This is a genomic window from Dyella sp. SG609, assembly GCF_012275375.1.
Lineage (GTDB): Bacteria > Pseudomonadota > Gammaproteobacteria > Xanthomonadales > Rhodanobacteraceae > Dyella_D > Dyella_D marensis.
In genome coordinates, this window is sequence record NZ_JAAZQJ010000011.1 from 52,616 (window position 1) to 71,234 (window position 18,619).

The window sequence follows — 18,619 nt, forward strand, 5'->3', positions numbered from 1 at the left end:
GCCGCGACAATCGATCCGTGTTCACCGTCACCCTCAAGCAGTCCGGCCGCCGCTTCCCGGTCGAGCCCGGCGAAACCGTGCTGGAAGCCGCGCAGCGCGCCGGCATCGCACTGCCGTATTCGTGCCGCGCGGGCGTCTGCGGCAGCTGCAAGGCCACCCTGCTGGAGGGGCGCTGCGAGTATCCGCGTAATCCTCCATTGGCCCTGAGCGGCACCTCGCCGGCCCAGCATGCGGTGCTGCTGTGCCAGGCGGTGCCGTGCGGCGACCTGGTGATCGCCGCGCGCGAAGTGACCTCGGTGGAAGACATCGCACGCCGCCGCCTGGACGTGGTGGTGGCGGAAAAAACCGCGCTGGCGCCGGACGTGGTCGGCCTGCGCCTGGAGCCCGCGCCCGGCGAGGCGCGGCTGAACTGGCTGCCGGGACAATACCTGGACGTGCTGCTGGAAGACGGGCGGCGCCGTCCGTTCTCCATCGCCAGCGGGCCGCGCGCGGACGGTTCGATCGAGATGCACGTGCGTCACGTGGCCGGCGGCGGCTTCACCTCGTGGGTGGCCGACGGTCTGCGCGTGGGCGACAGGCTGCGCATCGAGGCGCCGCTGGGCACCTTCGTGGCGCGCGAGGATTCGGAGCGGCCGATGGTGTTCATGGCCGGCGGCACCGGCTTCGCGCCGGTGAAGGCGATCGTGGAGCACTTCGTCGCACTCGGTACGCGCCGCCGGATCGAGATCTACTGGGGCGCGCGCAACGCCGCCGACCTGTACCTGATGGAGCTGGCGCGCGGCTGGGAACGCACGGCGCATGCGCTGCGCTTCCATCCGGTGCTGTCCGACCCGGAACAGGCCGCCGCCAGCGGCCTGCGCATGGGCCTGGTGCACGAGGCGCTGCTGGAAGACCTGCCGGACCTGTCCGGCCACGACGTCTACATGAGCGGGCCGCCGGCGATGATCGATGCCGGCCGCAAGCTGTTCCTAGACGCCGGCCTGCCGGAAGAGCGGCTGTACTACGACTCCTTCGAGTACGCGCCGGACGTGCTGGCGCAGATCCTGGCCGGCCGCGCCGGCCTGGTCCACGCCTGAGCCAGACGAAAAAGCGCGCCCCGGGGCGCGCTTTCCGCATCGAACGAAGGCGGGGCGGGGCCTTACTTGCCGCCCTTGGCCACCGGCAACTGCGCCTGCTGCCAGGCCAGCACGCCGCCGCCCAGGGTGTAGACCTTGCCGAAACCGGCCTTGATCAGGCGCTGCGCGGCCTTGTCCGTGCTGCGGCCGTCCTTGTCCATCAGCACCACCGGCAGTTCCTTGGCCTTGGCCAGGTCCTTCTGCTCGGGGTCGAACTGGCTCATGGCCACGTGGCGGGCGCCGGGGACGTGGGCTTTCTCGAAGTCCGCATAGGCGGACAGGTCGATCAGCAGCGGGCTCTCGCGGTTGATCAGCAGGGTGAGCCCGGCCGGCGTCAGCTCCTTGTACTTGCGCAGCAGGCGCATGATTTCCAGCACGATGATCGCCACCAGCAGGATCACGAACAGCGCGGCGAGCGCCAGATGGTTGCCGATGAACTGGGGCAGTTTGTGCAGGAAATCGTTCATGCGAATGGGGTCCGCGCGGGCGGTGAGGGAGAGTCAGCCGACGATTATAGGGGGGAAAGCCCCTCTCCCGTCGGGAGAGGGGTTGGGGTGAGGGTTCGGGCGGAGCGAAGCGCCTCGCTTCGGCCGGACCCTCATCCGGCTGCCGCCACCTTCTCTCCCACGGGGACTACCTTCGGGTCGCCGGAGGAAGAAGGTTCAAGCTTGGGAATTGAGGGCAGGCTTATTGGGCTACCGTGATATCCGGCAACCCCGTCATCAGCCACCAATGGTTGGTTTCCGGGTCGTAATGCCAGATCTGCCGGTCGATCACCGTGCGCTCGGCCTGGGTGTTGTTGTTGACCATGCTGATGGCCACCACCTGGCGCACTTCGTTCTCGCCGCTGGGCGAGGGGCCGTTGCCGTCGTCGTAGCCGGTCACGCGGAACTGCTCGAAGCGCGACATCTGCAGCGGGGTCGGCGGGTGCTCGGCGCGCACCTTGGGGTCGACGAACTGCAGCGCATTGCCGAAATCGCCCCAGCGGACCACGCCGGCATAGGCATTGAGCGTATTGGTGAGGGACTGGTTGCGCTTGTCGGAGGCGCAGCCCGAAACCAGCAGGGTGAACAGCAGGACGGCAAGGACGAGCAGGCGGCGCATGGCGCATTCCCCCAAGAAAGACCCGCCCATTCTGCCGCAAGCGGCGGCTCGCCCGCTTCCTCAGTCCCGGCGTTTTGCGACGAAGCGCGCGCTCAGGGTGGCGGCGGGCTTGTCCGGCTGCTCGCCGGGCACCTGGCAGGCCACTTCGATGCGTGCGCGGCCGCGCGTGCGCAAGGTGTGGAAGAACGCGTCCCAGCTGGCGCCGTGGGCCAGGCGCGCCTCGCTGAGGAAGTCCTCCCACACCGGCGCCAGGTAATGCACGTTCGATTCGGCCACGAACACATCGCAGTCGAAGCCGCGGCGGCGCAGTTCCAGCTCCACCAGGCCCCAGCCGCTGAGCGTCATCAGGCTGACCAGGCTGCCGCCGAAGGCGCAGCCCTTGTCGTTGATGTTCGGCGGCAGCGGCGCGAGCACGGCCAGGTGCTCCTCGTCGTGGCTGTGCAGGCGCAGGTCCATGCTGTGCGCGAGGGGAATCGAGTCGCGGATGAAGGCGATCAGGTCCTGGGCGGACGAGGCGGTGATGCTCATACGAAAGATGCCGCGCGGGGAAACGGGGGATGGGGAGCCGCCAAGTCTAGCGTGGTCCCGGTGGCGCGGGATGGGCCGCAAGTCGCGTGGCGGCGCCGCAAGAACGCGCGCCACGCGCGGCCTCGGTACACTCCGGGTGTTTCCTCGTCAGGCAAGCCATGAGCCGAGCCAGCGCCCCTGTTCCCTGTTCGCTCGCCGGCCGCGCGGTGGTGATCACGCGGCCCGCCGGCACCGCTGCCGCGCTGGCGCGCCAGGTGCGCGCGCTCGGCGGCGAGCCGCTGTCACTGCCGGGCCTGTCGCTGCGCGGCGCCGAGGATGCGCGCGGTGCCACCGCGGCGCTGCGCGCGGCGCTGCGCGATGAAGTGCTGGTCTTCACCAGTCCCGCCGCGGTGCGCTTCGCCGCGCGGCTCGCGCCGCTGCGCACGCGTGCCACGGTGCTGGCGGTGGGCCAGGGCACGGCGCGCGCACTGCGCCGGCACGGCATCGCGGCGATCGCGCCACAGCGGCAGGACAGCGAAGGCCTGCTCGATCAGCCCGCGCTGCAGGATCTGCGCGGACGCCGCGTGGCCCTGATCGGCGCGCCCGGCGGCCGCGGCCTGCTGCGCGAACAATTCGCCGCGCGCGGCGCGCAACTGCGCGAACTGCATGTCTATCGCCGCGTGGCGCCGCGGCTGCTGCGCGGGCATGTCGACGCGGTGGCGGCGCTGCCGCGCTCGGCACGCGTATTGCTGTCGAGCGCCGAGGCGCTGGACAACCTGCGCGCCCTGTTGCCGCCCGCCGCCTGGAGCCGCCTGTGCGCCGCCACCGCCATCGCGAGCAGCGAACGGCTGGCCGCGGCGGCGCGGGCCGCGGGTTTCGCGCGCGTGCGCATCGCCGCGTCGGCCATGGCCGCGGATCTGCTGGCCGCCGCGGCGCGGCGCTAGTCCTCGGCGCGGAACGCACGCTTTTCACGCCCGTTTGATGCGAACCGGCGCACGCGGGCTGCTAGCATGGCGCGCATGAGCCAGGACAACGCCATGTCATCGAGCGGCGCGCCCGCGCCCGCCCCTTCCGCCGCGCCGCGCCGCGGCGGCACCGTCGCCCTTGCCACGCTGCTCGCGCTGGTCGCCCTCGGCGGCGCCGGCTACGTGGGCTGGCGCCAGTACGTGCAGGAAACCGGCGTACGCGGCGCCACGCAGACCGCCGCGGGACTGGAGACGCGCGTGGCCAACATGGAGCGCGCGCTCGAAGCGATGGAGAACGAGCGCGGCCTGCTGCGCCAGCGCCTGGGCGACGCCGACCAGGTCAACCGCTCGCTGCGCGAGGAGCTGCTCGGCCAGTCCGAGCGCACGCGCAATCTCGAAGACGCCGTCGCCAAGCTGTCGGACAAGACCTTGTCCGGCCACGACGGCATGCTGCTGGACGAAACCGAAACCCTGCTGCGCATGGGCAAGGAACGCTATGCGCTGTTCCACGACGCGCAGGGCGCCGCCGCGGCCTACGCGCTGGCCGACCAGACCCTCGCCGCGGTGAACGACGGCGCCTTCTCCGGCCTGCGCCAGAGCGTCGGCGCCGAACGCGAAGCGCTGGCCAGGAGCCAGCCGGCCGGCCAGGCCGCCGCGCTCGACGCGCTCATCGGGCTGCGCGCGGCTTCTGCCGCGTGGCCGCTCAAGCCGCTGGATCATGCCGAGGATGCCGCCGCCGCCGACACCGCATGGGCGCGCGTGCGCCGCTCGCTCGGCGACGTGATCCGCGTACAGCGCACCAACACCGCGCCGCTGGCCGTGGCCGATGCGCGCTTTGCGCGCGAACTGGTCGGGCTGGACCTGGCGCAGGCGCAGGCCGCGCTGCTGGCTTATGACGCCGAGGGCTACGCGGATGCGCTCAAGCGCGCCGACGCCAACCTCGCCGCGCAGTTCGACGTCAACGCAGCACCGGTGCAGCAGGCACGCGCGAAGCTGGCCGAGCTGCAGCACCAGCTGCCGGTGGTCGCGCCGGTGCAGCTGGGCGCCGCGCTCAACGAGCTGCGCAATCTGCGCGCGGTGCATGCGCTGCGTCCCGCCGCGGAAACGAAAGCGGAAGCGAAGCCCGAAGCCGGGGCCAGGCCATGAACCTGTGGCGCTGGATCCTGCTGCTGGTGGCCGTGGCCGCGGTCGCCGCGTTCGGCTGGCATTGGGTGGCCGCGGACCCTGGTTATGTGCTCGTGCAATTGCGCGGCTGGCAGGCGGAGATGTCGGTGGTCGCGGCCGTGGTCGCGCTGCTGGTCATCTGGGGCCTGCTCGGGCTGGCCTGGCGGCTGGCGCGCTGGCCGTTCGGCGCGCTGTCGCGCCGCCATCGCCGGATCAGCCGGCAGCGCCTGGGCGACGGCCTGGTCGCGCTGATGGAAGGCCGCCACGGCGACGCCGAGCGCGACCTCAACCGCGCCTCCCGCCTGGACAGCCTGCGCGGTCCCGCGCTGCTCGCCTCGGCGGAAGCGGCGTCGCGCCGCGGCGAACATGGCCGCGCGCTGGAGGCATTGGCCGAGGCCGGCCAGTCCTCGCCGCGCGCGGCGCGCGTGCTGCGCGCCCGCGTGCTGCGCCGCGACGGCAAGGCCGCCGAAGCGCTGGCGCTGCTGGCGCCTGAGGCCGACGCCGGCACGCTCAGCCCCGGCGGCTGGCGCGAGCTGGCCATCGCGGCGCTCGACACCGGCGATTTCCGCCGTGCCCGCGAGGCGCTGGAGCCGCTGCAGAAAAGCGGCGCGCTCGGCTCGAAGAATTACGCCGTGCTGGAAGGCCAGATCCTGTCCGCTTCGCTGCGCGCCGCGCCGGATGGCGCCGCGCTCAACCAGTTGTGGTCGCAGCTGCCGAAGTCGCAGCGCCGCGCGCCGGCCGCGATCGACGCCTATGCGCGCGCCGCGTCCGGCTTCGGCATGGCGCTGGCGGCGATGGACGAAGTGGAATCCGCGCTGCGCCGCGAATGGTCGCCGCTGCTGATCGAAACCTATGGCGTGCTGGGCGATGACAGCCTCGACGCGCGCCTGCGCCGCGCCGAAGGCTGGCTCGACACGCATCCGAACGATCCCTACCTGCTGCTCACCCTGGGCCGCATGTGCGTGCGGCTGAAGCTGTGGAGCAAGGCGCACGCGTACCTGGAGCGCTCGCTCGCGCTCAAGCCCACCGCCGAAGTGTGGGAAGCGCTGGGCGATGCCTATGCCGGCGAAGGCGACGACGCGCTGGCCAGGCAGTGCTACCGCAACGCGCTGGCGTTCCATCGCGGCGCCGCGGTGCTGCCGCTGCCGCAGGACAAGCTGCGCGGCCCGCGCCTGGACACGCGTCCGGTGGCGGTGGAAGAGCGCAGCGAACACGGCGTGCCGCGCCTGCCTCAATAAGGCGCCGTGGCGGCAAGGCAGGTTCAGCCCTTCGACACCGCCCAGGTAAGAAAGCCCGCGTTGACCGTGGTCAAGGTCAGCGCCAGCAGGAACAGCACGTCCGACACGCGCTCCAGCCGGTGATTGCGGCTGAGGCTGCGCGTGCGCAGCGCCCAGTACGAAAGCAGGCAGGCGAGCAGGTAGAGGATGGTGTTGAGCGCCAGCAGGTCGTTGCCGATCAGGTCGATGCGGCGCATCGAGACGGCCACGCGCAGGATGCCGATAACGGTAATGCACACGCCGACCATCGCGGCCGAGGCGGTGAAGATGTGGACGCAGATATCGTGGTCCAGCGGTTTCGTCTTGGGCGACCAGTTCATGGCGGCAGCTTGCGGGTGAGGACATGCTGGAGACCGGCGCTCCGCCGCCTCGGTTCGCGGACAGGTTCTTGCGTTCAGCTGGGGAAGGGAATCGGGAATAGGGAATAGAGAATCGGTGAAAGCAGGTGACCACGAGACTTGTGGCGACCCGCTCTTCCGATTCCCTATTCCCTATTCCCTATTCCCTATTCCCTATTCCCTATTCCCGATTCCCGATTCCCGATTCCCGATTCCCGATTCCCGACTCTCTGCCAAGCCGTCCGGGCCGGCTACAATTGCCCGATGGATGTCTCGCATTTGATCGACAAGCTCAATGACGCGCAGCGCGAAGCCGTCTGTGCGCAACCCGGGCACTATCTGGTGCTGGCCGGCGCGGGTTCCGGCAAGACCCGCGTCCTCACTCATCGCATCGGCTGGCTGACCCAGGTATTGCAGGTGCCGCCGTGGGCGATCCTGGCGGTGACCTTCACCAACAAGGCCGCGGGCGAAATGCGCGGGCGCCTGGATGCGCTGATCGGCGCCGGCACGCAAGGCCTCACCGTCGGCACCTTCCACGGCATCGCGCACCGCCTGTTGCGCCGGCACTGGCGCGAGGCGGGGTTGCCGGAAGGTTTCCAGATCCTCGACGCCGACGACCAGCAGCGCATCGTCAAGCGCGTGGTCGCGGGGCTGGGCCTGGACGAGGCCAAGTTCCCGCCGCGCCAGGCCACCTGGCAGATCAACAGCTGGAAGGACGAAGGCAAGCGGCCAGGCGGCATCGAGCATCGCGACCATCCGGTCACGCGCACCTTCGTGCAGATTTACCAGGCCTACGAAGAAGCCTGCCAGCGCGCCGGCCTGGTCGACTTCGCCGAGCTGCTGCTGCGCGCGCACGAGCTGTGGCTGAAGAACCCCGCGGTGCTGGAGCATTACCAGCAGCGCTGGCGCTACCTGCTGATCGACGAATTCCAGGACACCAACACGCTGCAGTACGCGTGGATCCGCGTGCTCGCCGGCAGCGCGGGCCAAGTATTCGTGGTGGGCGACGACGACCAGGCCATCTACGGCTGGCGCGGCGCCAAGGTGGAGAACGTGCAGCAGTTCCTGCGCGATTTTCCCGGCGCCAAGACCATCAAGCTGGAACAGAACTACCGCTCCACCTCCACCATCCTCAAGGCCGCCAACGCGGTGATCGCGCGCAATGGCAGCCGTCTCGGCAAGCAGCTGTGGACCGACGGCGAGGACGGCGAGCGCATCGCCGTGTATGCCGCGTACAACGAGCAGGACGAGGCGCGCTATGTGGTCGAGCGCATCCGCGAATACATCGCCGAGCATGGCGATGCGCGCGACTGCGCCATCCTGTATCGGTCAAATGCGCAGTCGCGCAACTTCGAGGAACAGCTGATCCAGCGCGACATCCCGTACCGCGTGTACGGCGGCCTGCGCTTCTTCGAGCGCGCGGAAATCAAGGATGCGCTGGCTTATCTGCGCCTGTCCGCCAACCGCCACGACGACGCGGCCTTCGAGCGCGCGGTGAACACGCCGCCGCGCGGCATCGGCGACCGCACGCTCGACGCGCTGCGCAAGCGCGCGCGCGGCGAAGGCACCTCGCTGTGGGAAGCGGCCTTGAACGAGCTGGCCGGCGGCCGCGAACTGGCCGGCCGCGCGAAGAACGCGGTGAAGGCCTTCCTGCAGATGATCGACGAGATGGCGCGCACGTTTAGTGGGGCGGGGAGCGGGGAACGGGGAACAGGGAACAGCGCGGGCGATACGGGTATGGGTGATAGCGCCCAGGTTCCCCGTTCCCCGTTCCCCGTTCCCTCGCTCGCTCTCTCAGAGCAGATGGAGCACGCCATCACCCATACCGGCCTGCGCGACTTCTACGAGAAGGACAGCCGCGGCAATGCCGAATCGCGGGTGGAGAACCTGGACGAGCTGGTCAACGTGGCCAGCCGTTTCGAACCGACCGCGGAAGATATCGAGGCGGGCCTGAGCGAACTGTCGGCGTTCCTCTCGCATGCGGCGCTGGAAGCCGGCGAAGGGCAGGGCGAATCCTGGGACGACTGCGTGCAGCTGATGACCCTGCATTCGGCCAAGGGCCTGGAGTTTCCGGTGGTGTTCCTGGTCGGCATGGAAGAGGGCCTGTTCCCCAGCCAGCGCTCGGTCGAGGACGAAGGGCGCCTGGAAGAAGAGCGCCGCCTGGCCTATGTCGGCATCACCCGTGCGCGCGAGCGGCTGGTGATCACCTATGCCGAATCGCGCCGCATGCACGGCGTGGAAATGCTGGCGCGCCCGTCGCGCTTCCTGGCCGAGGTACCGCCGGACCTGGTCGACGAAGTGCGCCCGCGCGTGCAGGTGACGCGGCCGCTGTATGCCGGCCGTTTCGCCGAATCGGCTTCGTCGTCGCTCCAGGAGGATCTGCCGGTGAAGCTCGGACAGCGCGTGAGCCATCCGAGCTTCGGCGAAGGCGTGGTGGTGAGCGCCGAGGGCAGCGGCGCGCATACGCGGCTGCAGATCAATTTCGAAGGGGCGGGGAGCAAGTGGCTGGTGGCGGCGTACGCCAACCTGACCCCTTTGTAGAAGCGCCGGCGTAGGTTGGGGTGAGCGCAGCGAACCCCAACGTGGCGTTTGCGTGGCGGTGACGTTGGGGTTCGCTGCGCTCACCCCAACCTACGCCTGGCGTTTTTGCTTCAGCCCTTGCGCACGAAGCCGCCGATGGCGAGCAATGCACCGACTACGATGCCGGCAATCCCCATCCACGTCGGCACCGCCTTGTCATGCGTCGCGGTGATCTTCGCCGAGCCCAGCTGCACCAGCGTGTCGGTCTGCTGGTAAAAGGCCTGTCCGGCCAGCACCCAGATGCCGGCGGCGACCAGGATCAGTCCAAGAACGATCAGTACAGCGCGCATGCGGGAACTCCTTTCGACACGGTGCGCCGATCATAGGCGGCCCACCGTGAACGCAAAAGACGCCCCGCTCAGGCCAGCCGGGCGAACAGCAGACCGTGCGGCGGCAGGCGCAGTTCGCCGCCTTCCAGCGTGCCCTCGGCCAGCCCATGGCCGCCGATGCGCTCGCCGGCCGCCGGCAGCGCTATCGTCACGGGCGACGGACTGAGATTGAAGGCCGCCAGCACCGTCTGCCCCGCGTGCGTGCGGGTAAAGGCCAGCACCGGCTCGGGCGCGTCGAGGAAACGGATATCGCCCCAGCGCAGTTCCGCCTGCGCATGCCGCCACTGCATGAAGCCGCGGAAGCCGTGCAGGGCGGAGGCGGGATCGAGCTCCTGTCGCGACACCGCCAAGGCGCGATGAGCGGCGGGCACCGGCAGCCACGGCGCGCCGCTGCTGAAACCCGCGTTCGCCGTTTCGTCCCAGGGCATCGGCGTGCGGCAGCCGTCGCGGCCCTTGAAGGTAGGCCAGAAGGTGATGCCGTAGGGGTCCTGCAAGGCTTCGTACGGAACCTCGGCTTCGGTCAGCGCCAGTTCCTCGCCCTGGTACACGCATACCGAGCCGCGCAGCGAACACACCATCGCGGTGAGCAGGTTGGCCAGGCGCACCGACGCATCGCCGTTACCCCAGCGACTGAGCACGCGCTCCACGTCGTGATTGGAGATGGCCCAGCACGGCCAGCCTTCCGTCATCTGCGTTTCGAGCTGCTCCACCGTGCCGCGGATATGCGCCGCGCTGAAATCGTCGGTGAGCAGTTCGAAGCTGTAGCCCATGTGCAGGCGATGGCCGCTGGTGTATTCGGCCATGGTGGCGAGCGAGTCTTCCGAGGAGATCTCGCCCAGCGCCGCAGCACCGGGATAGCGATCGAGCAAGCCGCGCAGCTCTTCGAGAAACGCGAGGTTCTCCGGCTGCGTGTTGTTGTAGTAGTGATACTGGAAAGCGTAGGGGTTGTCCGGACTGAAGCCGCGGCCCACGCGCATCGCCTGCGGCTTGGGCGGGTTGTCGCGCAGCTGGCGGTCGTGGAAGCAGAAGTTGATCGCGTCCAGGCGCAGCCCGTCCACGCCCTTGTCCAGCCAGAACCGCACGTTGTCCAGCACCGCGCGCTGCACGTCCGGGTGATGGAAGTTGAGATCCGGCTGCGAGGTCAGGAAGTTGTGCAGGTAGTACTGCCCGCGCCGCGGCTCCCACTGCCAGGCCACGCCGCCGAACAGCGACATCCAGTTGTTGGGAGGACTGCCGTCGTCCTTCGCGTCGGCCCACACGTACCAGTCCGCCTTGGCGTTGTCGCGGCTGGCGCGGCTTTCCTTGAACCATTCGTGCTGGTCCGAGGTGTGGCTGAGCACCTGGTCGATCATCACTTTCAGGCCCAGCGCATGCGCTTTCGCCAGCAGGCGGTCGAAGTCCTCGATGCTGCCGAACAGCGGATCCACCGCGCGGTAGTCGGCGATGTCGTAGCCGAAGTCGGCCATCGGGGAACGGAAGAACGGCGCGATCCAGATCGCGTCTACGCCTAAGCCCGCGATGTAGTCCAGGCGGTCGACGATGCCGGGCAGGTCGCCCACGCCGTCGCCGTCGGTATCCAGGAAGCTGCGCGGGTAGATCTGGTAGATGACGGCTCCGCGCCACCAGGGTGTTTCACTCATGTCCCGTAATCCCGAGGCTTTTCGCGCACGCGGCGGCAAGGCGGCGTGCAGGTTGCGGGGCAGCTTAAAGGCAGGCCACGGCGGCAACGGGTTTCATGCATACGTATTCAGGAAACGAGGATTTTGCAGCGCAGCACCATGCGTGCGGCATCTGCGCGGCCTGTGCGCGGACGTGGCTTGGATCGTGGCAAGTAGCGCCAGGCGCGGCATCGGTCGCAGGGGAAGCAGCGCCGGATGCAGGTGATCCGCAACGGCCGCGCCATCGGGTTTTTGTCATGAGTGCACAAAAAAACCCCCGCATGAATACGTATGCATAACTGCATCCCCTCCGGAAAGCCGGTCCTACCATGGCCGCCACGTGAAAACGCGATTCACAAGACAAGCCGGCCGCAGCACCCGCGCGAGCCTGCATTCGTAGTGACGATTCAAGCCCTGGGGAGGGGACAAGGTGATCCTGAAACGCAACGTATTGGCCATGGCGCTGGCGTCGGCCGGCTTGTGCTTCACCGTCGGCATCCAGGCGGCTCCGGCCGGCACCGATAACGGTGCGCCCGCCGCCACGCAGCCCGCCGCATCCGCATCTGCCCAGGACGCGCCGCAGTCGAGCGCCGCGCAGACGTCCGAGCCGCAGGACGGCCGCAAGAAGAGCAACGAAGAGCAGCTCGCCAAGAGCCTCGCCGGCATCACCGTGACCGGCTACAGCAACAGCGTGCAGAAGTCGATCGACTACCAGCGCTACGCCGACACCATCCAGAACGTGATCACCTCGGCCGACATCGGCGGCCTGCCCGACCAGTCGATCGCCGACGCGCTGACCCGCCTGCCGGGCGTCTCGGCCGAGCGCATCGCCGGCCAGGCCTCGCAGGTGAATATCCGCGGCCTGTCGGGCAACTTCATCCAGACCACGCTCAATGGCCGCGAGCAGCCGTCCACCAGCGGCAGCAACTACATCCAGTTCGACCAGTACCCATCCGAACTGATCAACATGGCCACGGTGTACAAGTCGACCCAGGCCTCGCTGATCACCGGCGGCGTGGGCGGCACCATCGGCATGCAGACGGCCAACCCGCTGGAAGCGCCGAAGGAGCAGAACCTCAATATCGATGCGCGCGGCAGCTATAACGATCGCGCCAACGACGTGGCCGGCGCCAGCGCCAAGGGCTATCGCATCAGCGCGGCCTACCAGGGCAAGTTCCTCGACAATACGCTGGGCGTCGGCCTGGGCGTGGCGCAGATGTACCAGCCGCATGTGTCCGAGCAGTTCGTGGGCGAAGCTTCGGACGGCAGCAAGTACACGCTGGCCGACGGCCGCCAGGCCTACCTGACGCAGGGCCTGCAGCTGCAGCAGAACGGCGGCAACGAGCGCCGCACCGGCGAGGTCGCCACCATCGTGTGGAAGCCCACCGACGAGCTCACCGTCAGCGGCGACGCGTTCTACTCGAAGTTCAAGAACACCTCGTTCGGCTACGGCTTCCGCACGCAGAACATCTACCAGAGCGGCGCCACCGTCACCAATGCGGTGCTTGGCCCCTACGGCACGATGACCGGCGGCACCGTGACCGGCAGCGGCGGCAACCAGCAGTTCTCCAACGAGACCACCGCGGACAACTACACGACCAAAACCAGCGTGTTCTCCAGCGGCCTGAACCTGAAGTGGAACCACGGCAACTGGCACGTGGATTCGGACGTGTCGCTGTCGCGCGCTTCCAGCAATCAGATCAATGTCGACACCACCGCCGATCCGTACGTGGGCCTGGGCACCTCCAGCCCGACGCTGGCGGCGCAGTCGGTGACCTACCAGCTGCGTGGCCGGCAGATCGGCAGCGTGTCGTACGGCAATCCGGGCCAATATACCGACCTGAGCACGCTGGGCCTGTCGCGCTACGGCGTGTATCCCTACATCTATCACGACAAGATGAAGGCGTTCCGCACCGACGTGAAGTACGACCTGCCCAACAGCTCGTTCCTGTCGGCGATCGAATTCGGCTTCTACGCGAACAACCACAACTACAACGCCGACCGCGAGGTCTATGTGTACGGCTCGGAGTGGGGCACCGACCAGAGCAAGGGCGTGCCGCTGACCATTCCGGCCGGCGCGGCCAAGCTGACCTGTTGGAAGGGCGACTTCTCCCGCTTCCCCTGCTTCATGCAGCTCAACGGCCCGGCGATCCTTGCCGCCCACGGCATCACCGCCAACCCGGTGAAGAACATCACCGACCAGAGCTGGTCGATGATCCAGAGCGGCCAGGTCGACGAGCAGACGCGCGACCTGTACTTCATGGCCGACATCGCCACGCAGCTGTTCGATCATGACCTGACCGGCAACATCGGCGTGCGCTATTCGCACCAGAACCAGAACAGCTACGGCCTGCAGCAGGTCGGCAACGGCGCCGGCGTGCCGATCACGGACGGCAACGGCAACACCAGCCTCGACTACGCGCCGCTCACCGTCGGCAAGAAGTACTCCGACTGGCTGCCGTCGATGAACCTGATCTATCACTTCACCGACAGCGACCAGGGCCGTTTCTCCGCCGGCAAGGTGCTGGCGCGCCCGCCGATCAACCAGATGATGGCCGGCTCCGGCTCGTGGGTGGACAACGGCCACTACAACGTCTGGGGCGGCACCAGTCCGAAGCTGGACCCGCTGCGCGCCACGCAGTACGACGCCACCTTCGAGCATTACTTCGACGATTCCACCGGCGTGATCAGCGGCGGCGTGTTCTTCAAGAAGATCAAGTCGTTCATCCAGGCCGTCACCTACAACAACTTCGACTTCGCCTCGGCCGGCATCCCGGTGCCGATCGACCCGGCCACCCAGAAGCCCTACCTCAACGGCCAGTACCAGACGGCCTACAACGCCAAGGGCGGCATCGTGCGCGGCGTGGAAGCGTCCTTCTCCAAGACCGGCTTCCTGCCGGGCGTGTGGAAGGGCCTGGGCGTGCAGGCCAATGTGGCCTACACCGACAGCTCGGTCAGCAATCCGACCACGCTGGGCGGCGCCACTTCGTACATCGGCCTGCCTGGCCTGTCCAAGCGCGTGGCCAGCCTGGCGGTGTTCTACGACAACGGTCCGTTCTCGGCCCGCCTGTCCGGCAACTACCGCTCGAAGTTCGCCTCCGATACGCAGATGTCGGTGACCAACCAGATGGTGACCTTCGCCTCGGAGACGGTGTACGACTTCCAGGCTTCGTACGACGTCAACAAGCAGTGGCGCGTCGTGTACCAGATGCTCAACATCAGCGACCAGCCGACCAAGACCTACTTCGGTTCGGATCCGTCGCAGACGGGCACCATCCAGTACTTCGGGCGTACCAGCTATCTGGGCGTGGAGTTCAAGCTGTAAGCAACGATAAGGAGAGTGTGGCGTCCATTGCGCACACTCTCCGAGTGATTCCCTTCTCCCGCTGGGAGAAGGTGCCGGCAGGCGGATGAGGGTGCGGCGAAGCCTCAACGTTGCGCGCTGGCCGAACCCTCACCCGCCTGCCGGCACCCTCTCCCGACGGGAGAGGGATTCCCTAGCCAGGGCGTAGAGGCTCGGCCTGGCGTACTGATTGGAGCAAGTCATGCCGCTGTTTCGCGCATTAAGCCGTTTGACCGCCGCTTTCGTTCTGGCTCTTGGCGTCGCTCACGCCGCCGACTCCACCCCGCCCGCCGCCGCCCCCTCCGCTCCGAAAAGCCAAGGCTCCGGCGTCTGGTACGAGATCTTCGTGCGCGCCTGGTACGACACCAACGGCGACGGCATCGGCGATCTCAACGGCGTCACCGCCAAGCTCGACTATCTGCAGTCGCTGGGCGTCAGCGGCATCTGGCTGATGCCGATCAACCCCTCGCCCAGCTATCACGGCTACGACGTTACCGACTACGAAGGCATCAACCCGCAGTACGGCAGCATGGCCGACTTCGAGCGGCTGGTGAGCGAGGCGCACAAGCGCGGCATCGAGGTGATCCTGGACCTGGTGATCAACCACACCAGCGACCAGCACCCGTGGTTCAAGTCCGCGCTGGATCCGAACAGCGAATACCGCCGCTGGTATACCTGGGCCGGCAAGGGCACCGACCTGAAAGCGATCAGCGCGGTGCTGAGCCCCGCCTGGCATGCCAACGGCAAGCAGCACTACCTGGGCGACTTCACCGGCGCCATGCCCGACCTCAACTACGACGAGCCGGCGGTGCGCCGCGAGATGATCGCGATCGGCAAGTTCTGGCTGGACAAGGGCGCGGACGGTTTCCGCCTGGATGCCGCGCGGCATATCTACGACGACCTCAAGAGCGACAACGGCAAGCCGGAACCGATCCGCAAGAACGCGCAGTGGTGGAGCGAATTCCGCCAGGGACTGCGGCAGACGCATCCGGGCGTGTACCTGGTCGGCGAAGTATCGGCGACGGTGCCCGGCGAACTGGCGCCATATCTGCCGGCGCTGGGTTCAGTCTTCGATTTCCCGCTGGCCGCGCAGATGATCGCCAGTGCGGGACAGGAACGGGCCGGCAAGCTGCCCGCGCTGCTGACCGACACCTACGCCGCGTTCCATGCGGCGGCCGGCGACGACTACGCCGATGCGCCATTCCTCTCCAATCACGACCAGGTGCGCGTGCTGAGCCAGCTCGACGGCAACCAGCAGCACATGCGCACGGCGGCGGCGCTGCTGCTGACGCTGCCTGGCCGGCCGTACATCTACTACGGCGAAGAGCTGGGCATGCTCGGCCGCAAGCCGGACGAGAACCTGCGCGAGCCGATGCGCTGGCAGCGAACGCCGGGGGCGCCGGGGGACAGCCGCTGGAAGGCCTATAGCGCGAAGCAGGGCGGCGACGTGTCGGTGCAGGCCGAGCAGGATCAGCCCGATTCGCTGCTCAATCTGTATCGCACGCTGATCCATTGGCGCGTGGAAGTGCCGGCGCTGCGCGACGGCGGCCTGCGCGTGGTCGCCACCGGCAACCCGGCGCTGGTGGCTTATGAGCGCGCCACCGCGGACAGCCGCGCGCTGGTGGTGCACAACCTGTCGGGCAAAGCCGTGAGCTTCAAGCTCGATGCGGACAGCGCGAAGGCGTTCTCCGCGATCCGCCTGCATACGGCGCCGGGCGCGACGCTGGCGAACGGCCAACTTTCGCTGCCGGCCTATGCGACGGTGGTGTTGCAGTGAGCTTGCGCCGAAGTGCTGTGGTTTTCGCTTTGCTCGGAGCGTTCGCGATGACGGCGGCGGCGGAACCCACGGACGCGGCAGGACAGCCGCTGGCGCCGGCTTCGCTGCAGCTGGCGCAAGGCTCCGTGACCGTGCATTACCTCGCGCCCGATATCGCCAGGATTGCCTTCCTGCCGAACGATGGCGCCAAGCCCACGCCCACGCTGGTGATCGATCCAGCACTCGACGACAAGGCGCCGGCCGGCAGCGATGCCAGCCGGGCCGCGCACTGGGTGCTGCGCGATGGCGCCCTGGTGGCGCTGCGCGATGGCCATGAGCTGCTCAGCGTCGATCTCGCCGCGCTGGGCCGCGGCGAAGTGCAGGCGCGCCATGCCGCGGCCGATCCGTTGTACGGCATCCGCGGCTATGGCGCGTTCGAGCGCGCGGACGGCGGCCTGCAGCGTGCCGGCAAGCAGGTGGCCAAGGCGGGCGAGCAGGGCTTTGCCGGCGCCCCGTTCGTGTGGAGCACGGCCGGTTACGGCCTGCTGGCGGATGCGGAAGGTGCGAACTTCGCGCTCGACGGCGGGGAGCTTCGCGTACGTGGCCGCAAACAGCAGCCGATCCGCACGGTCTACGTGTTCCTTGGCCAACCTAAGGCCTTGTTCGCCGCGCTGGCGCGGGTGAGCGGACCTTCGCCGCTGTTTCCGAAATGGGCGATGGGCTTTACCAACAGCCAGTGGGGCATCGACCAGCAGGAGCTGCTGCAGCTGGTGGATACGTATCGCGACAGGCACATCCCGCTCGACAACTTCACCCTGGACTTCGACTGGAAGGCCTGGGGCGCGGATCAGTACGGCGAGTTCCGCTGGAATCCCGACAAGTTTCCCGGCGGCGCCGACGGCAGCCTGAAGACGGCGCTCGAGGCGAAGGGCATGCACCTGACCGGCATCATGAAGCCGCGCCTGCATGTGGATACGGCCGAAGGCCGCTATGCCACCGAGCACGGCCTGTGGTCGGCGAAGAGCAAGCCGGCGCCGGATTATTTCTCGCACAAGACCGTGCGCGACCTGGACTTCGACCAGCCCGCGGCGCGCACCTGGTTCTTCAACGACACCTTGAAGCACGCCTTCGATACCGGCATGGCCGGCTGGTGGAACGACGAGGCGGACACGCTGGACAGCGACACGCAGTTCCTCAACATGCAGCGCGCGCTGTACGACGGCCAGCGCGCCTACAGCCGGCAGCGCGTGTGGTCGATCAACCGCAACTTCTATCTCGGCGCGCAGCGCTACGCCTATGGGCTGTGGTCCGGCGATATCGCCACCGGCTTCGCCAGCATGAAGGCGCAGCGCCAGCGCATGCTCAGCGCGATCAATGCGGGCGCCATGCAATGGGGCATGGACGGCGGCGGTTTCCAGAAAAGCGGCAAGCAGGCCGATCCGGTAACGGGCGGGCTGACGCCGGAGAACTACGCGCGCTGGATCCAGTTCGGCGCGTTCACGCCGATCTTCCGCGTGCATGGCGAGCTGGGCATCAAGCGCCAGCCCTGGGTCTACGGGCCGGTGGCGGAGCGGGCCGCGGCCGCGGCGATCCGCCTGCGCTATGCGCTGCTGCCCTATATCTACAGCTACGAATACCAGCGCCGCGTTACCGGCGTCGGCCTGGTGCGGCCGCTGCTGTTCGGCTGGCCGGACGATGCGAACGTGCGTGAGGACGTGGACGCGTGGATGTTCGGCGACTATCTGCTGGCCTCGCCGGTGGTGGAGCAGGGCCAGGCATCGAAGGACATCTATCTGCCGGCCGGGCGCTGGTTCGACTACGCCAGCGGCAAGGCCTGTGACGGCGGGCAGAAGATCCATTACGCACTCGATGCGAAGACCTGGTCGGACCTGCCGCTGTTCGTGCGCGAGGGCGCCATCGTGCCGATGCAGGCACCGCAGGATTACGTGGGGCAGCAGCCGCTGCGCGAAGTGGAGCTGGAGGTGTTTCCTTCCGCGCAGCGCACCAGCTTTCCCTACTACGACGATGACGGCGCCACCTATGCCTACGAGCAGGGCGAATACTTCCTGCAGACGCTGGCGGTGCAGCGTGCGGATCGAGGCGTGAGCTTCGAAACCGCCGCGCCGGAAGGAAGCTTCAAGCCCGCGCTGGGCTGGTACGTGGTGAAGGTGCATGGCATCGCCGCCGCCGCGGTGAGCGAAGACGGCCAGCCTTTGCGCGACCTGGGCAGCGAAGCCGCGCTGCGCAAGCACGACGGCGCGGGCTGGGCCCAAGGCAGCGACCGCTTCGGTCCGGTGACCTGGGTGCGCGTGCCGGCGGGGCAGGTCGCGCATATCGCGTTGCGATGAATGCGGCGCAGGTTGGGGTGAGCCGCAGGCGAACCCCAACGCAACGCCACGTTGGGGTTCGCCTGCGGCTCACCCCAACCTACGTCGTGCGGCGCGCGCTGGAGTTCAAGTGAAAGGGGGTTGTTCCATCCACCG

14 protein-coding genes are annotated in these 18,619 nt (G+C 68.2%); 8 read left to right on the forward strand and 6 right to left on the reverse strand.

The annotated features are described in order from the left end of the window. Positions 1-17: 17 nt before the first annotated feature. Positions 18-1,076, forward strand: coding sequence for a 2Fe-2S iron-sulfur cluster-binding protein (locus FHW85_RS17735; protein WP_168649134.1), 1,059 nt, complete (start codon positions 18-20; stop codon positions 1,074-1,076). Between the two features lie 62 nt (positions 1,077-1,138). On the opposite strand, the gene FHW85_RS17740 is transcribed toward FHW85_RS17735, so the two are convergent. The 3 genes from FHW85_RS17740 to FHW85_RS17750 form a co-directional block, all read right to left on the reverse strand. Next, positions 1,139-1,582, reverse strand: a complete 444-nt coding sequence (locus FHW85_RS17740) for a rhodanese-like domain-containing protein (RefSeq protein ID WP_167255196.1) — start codon at positions 1,580-1,582, stop codon at positions 1,139-1,141. 220 nt (positions 1,583-1,802) lie between these two features. Continuing rightward, positions 1,803-2,219, reverse strand: coding sequence for a hypothetical protein (locus FHW85_RS17745; RefSeq protein WP_168649135.1), 417 nt, complete (start codon positions 2,217-2,219; stop codon positions 1,803-1,805). A gap of 60 nt (positions 2,220-2,279) precedes the next feature. Further along, the gene (locus FHW85_RS17750) at positions 2,280-2,747 is read right to left on the reverse strand and encodes a YiiD C-terminal domain-containing protein (RefSeq protein ID WP_168649136.1); all 468 of its coding nucleotides are present in this window, start codon (positions 2,745-2,747) and stop codon (positions 2,280-2,282) included. Between the two features lie 158 nt (positions 2,748-2,905). Between FHW85_RS17750 and FHW85_RS17755 the strand changes: the two genes are divergently transcribed. The 3 genes from FHW85_RS17755 (at position 2,906) to FHW85_RS17765 (ending at position 6,093) form a co-directional block, all read left to right on the forward strand. Further along, on the forward strand, positions 2,906-3,670 hold the full coding sequence (locus FHW85_RS17755) for a uroporphyrinogen-III synthase (protein ID WP_168649137.1): 765 nt from the start codon (positions 2,906-2,908) through the stop codon (positions 3,668-3,670). 75 nt (positions 3,671-3,745) lie between these two features. Beyond that, on the forward strand, positions 3,746-4,837 hold the full coding sequence (locus FHW85_RS17760) for a uroporphyrinogen-III C-methyltransferase (protein WP_246866808.1): 1,092 nt from the start codon (positions 3,746-3,748) through the stop codon (positions 4,835-4,837). Continuing rightward, on the forward strand, positions 4,834-6,093 hold the full coding sequence (locus FHW85_RS17765) for a heme biosynthesis HemY N-terminal domain-containing protein (RefSeq protein WP_168649139.1): 1,260 nt from the start codon (positions 4,834-4,836) through the stop codon (positions 6,091-6,093). The genes FHW85_RS17760 and FHW85_RS17765 overlap by 4 nt, the downstream gene beginning before the upstream one ends. A gap of 23 nt (positions 6,094-6,116) precedes the next feature. On the opposite strand, the gene FHW85_RS17770 is transcribed toward FHW85_RS17765, so the two are convergent. Then, complete coding sequence (locus FHW85_RS17770) at positions 6,117-6,452, reverse strand: hypothetical protein (RefSeq protein ID WP_026634959.1); 336 nt, start codon at positions 6,450-6,452, stop codon at positions 6,117-6,119. 282 nt (positions 6,453-6,734) lie between these two features. Here FHW85_RS17770 and FHW85_RS17775 point away from each other — a divergent pair, with 282 nt between their 5' ends. Then, positions 6,735-9,011 carry a 3'-5' exonuclease gene (locus tag FHW85_RS17775; RefSeq protein WP_168649140.1) on the forward strand — a complete coding sequence of 759 codons (2,277 nt, stop codon included), beginning with the start codon at positions 6,735-6,737 and terminating at the stop codon, positions 9,009-9,011. A 110-nt stretch (positions 9,012-9,121) separates the two neighbouring features. Here FHW85_RS17775 and FHW85_RS17780 read toward each other — a convergent pair whose 3' ends face one another. Continuing rightward, entirely contained in the window at positions 9,122-9,340 is a 219-nt protein-coding gene (locus tag FHW85_RS17780) for a hypothetical protein (RefSeq protein ID WP_167255210.1), read from the reverse strand. Positions 9,341-9,408: 68 nt separating this feature from the next. Beyond that, on the reverse strand, positions 9,409-11,019 hold the full coding sequence (locus tag FHW85_RS17785; protein ID WP_167255212.1) for an alpha-glucosidase family protein: 1,611 nt from the start codon (positions 11,017-11,019) through the stop codon (positions 9,409-9,411). Between the two features lie 448 nt (positions 11,020-11,467). Between FHW85_RS17785 and FHW85_RS17790 the strand changes: the two genes are divergently transcribed. From FHW85_RS17790 to FHW85_RS17800, 3 genes are all read left to right on the forward strand, one after another. Next, a complete protein-coding gene (locus FHW85_RS17790) occupies positions 11,468-14,362 on the forward strand; it encodes a TonB-dependent receptor (protein WP_168649141.1) in 2,895 nt (964 codons plus the stop codon). Between the two features lie 220 nt (positions 14,363-14,582). Continuing rightward, positions 14,583-16,157: an alpha-amylase family glycosyl hydrolase gene (locus tag FHW85_RS17795; RefSeq protein WP_168649142.1), complete on the forward strand. Its 1,575-nt coding sequence runs from the start codon at positions 14,583-14,585 to the stop codon at positions 16,155-16,157. 47 nt (positions 16,158-16,204) lie between these two features. Beyond that, positions 16,205-18,484, forward strand: coding sequence for a TIM-barrel domain-containing protein (locus tag FHW85_RS17800; protein ID WP_168649143.1), 2,280 nt, complete (start codon positions 16,205-16,207; stop codon positions 18,482-18,484). The last annotated feature ends 135 nt before the right edge of the window (positions 18,485-18,619 follow it).

Coding starts and splice junctions, on each gene's coding strand:
- FHW85_RS17740 (WP_167255196.1), bottom strand. CDS start 1,582: ATGAACGATTTCCTGCACAAACTGCCCCAGTTCATCGGCAACCATCTG.
- FHW85_RS17745 (WP_168649135.1), bottom strand. CDS start 2,219: ATGCGCCGCCTGCTCGTCCTTGCCGTCCTGCTGTTCACCCTGCTGGTT.
- FHW85_RS17750 (WP_168649136.1), bottom strand. CDS start 2,747: ATGAGCATCACCGCCTCGTCCGCCCAGGACCTGATCGCCTTCATCCGC.
- FHW85_RS17755 (WP_168649137.1), top strand. CDS start 2,906: ATGAGCCGAGCCAGCGCCCCTGTTCCCTGTTCGCTCGCCGGCCGCGCG.
- FHW85_RS17760 (WP_246866808.1), top strand. CDS start 3,746: ATGAGCCAGGACAACGCCATGTCATCGAGCGGCGCGCCCGCGCCCGCC.
- FHW85_RS17765 (WP_168649139.1), top strand. CDS start 4,834: ATGAACCTGTGGCGCTGGATCCTGCTGCTGGTGGCCGTGGCCGCGGTC.
- FHW85_RS17770 (WP_026634959.1), bottom strand. CDS start 6,452: ATGAACTGGTCGCCCAAGACGAAACCGCTGGACCACGATATCTGCGTC.
- FHW85_RS17775 (WP_168649140.1), top strand. CDS start 6,735: ATGGATGTCTCGCATTTGATCGACAAGCTCAATGACGCGCAGCGCGAA.
- FHW85_RS17780 (WP_167255210.1), bottom strand. CDS start 9,340: ATGCGCGCTGTACTGATCGTTCTTGGACTGATCCTGGTCGCCGCCGGC.
- FHW85_RS17785 (WP_167255212.1), bottom strand. CDS start 11,019: ATGAGTGAAACACCCTGGTGGCGCGGAGCCGTCATCTACCAGATCTAC.
- FHW85_RS17795 (WP_168649142.1), top strand. CDS start 14,583: ATGCCGCTGTTTCGCGCATTAAGCCGTTTGACCGCCGCTTTCGTTCTG.
- FHW85_RS17800 (WP_168649143.1), top strand. CDS start 16,205: ATGACGGCGGCGGCGGAACCCACGGACGCGGCAGGACAGCCGCTGGCG.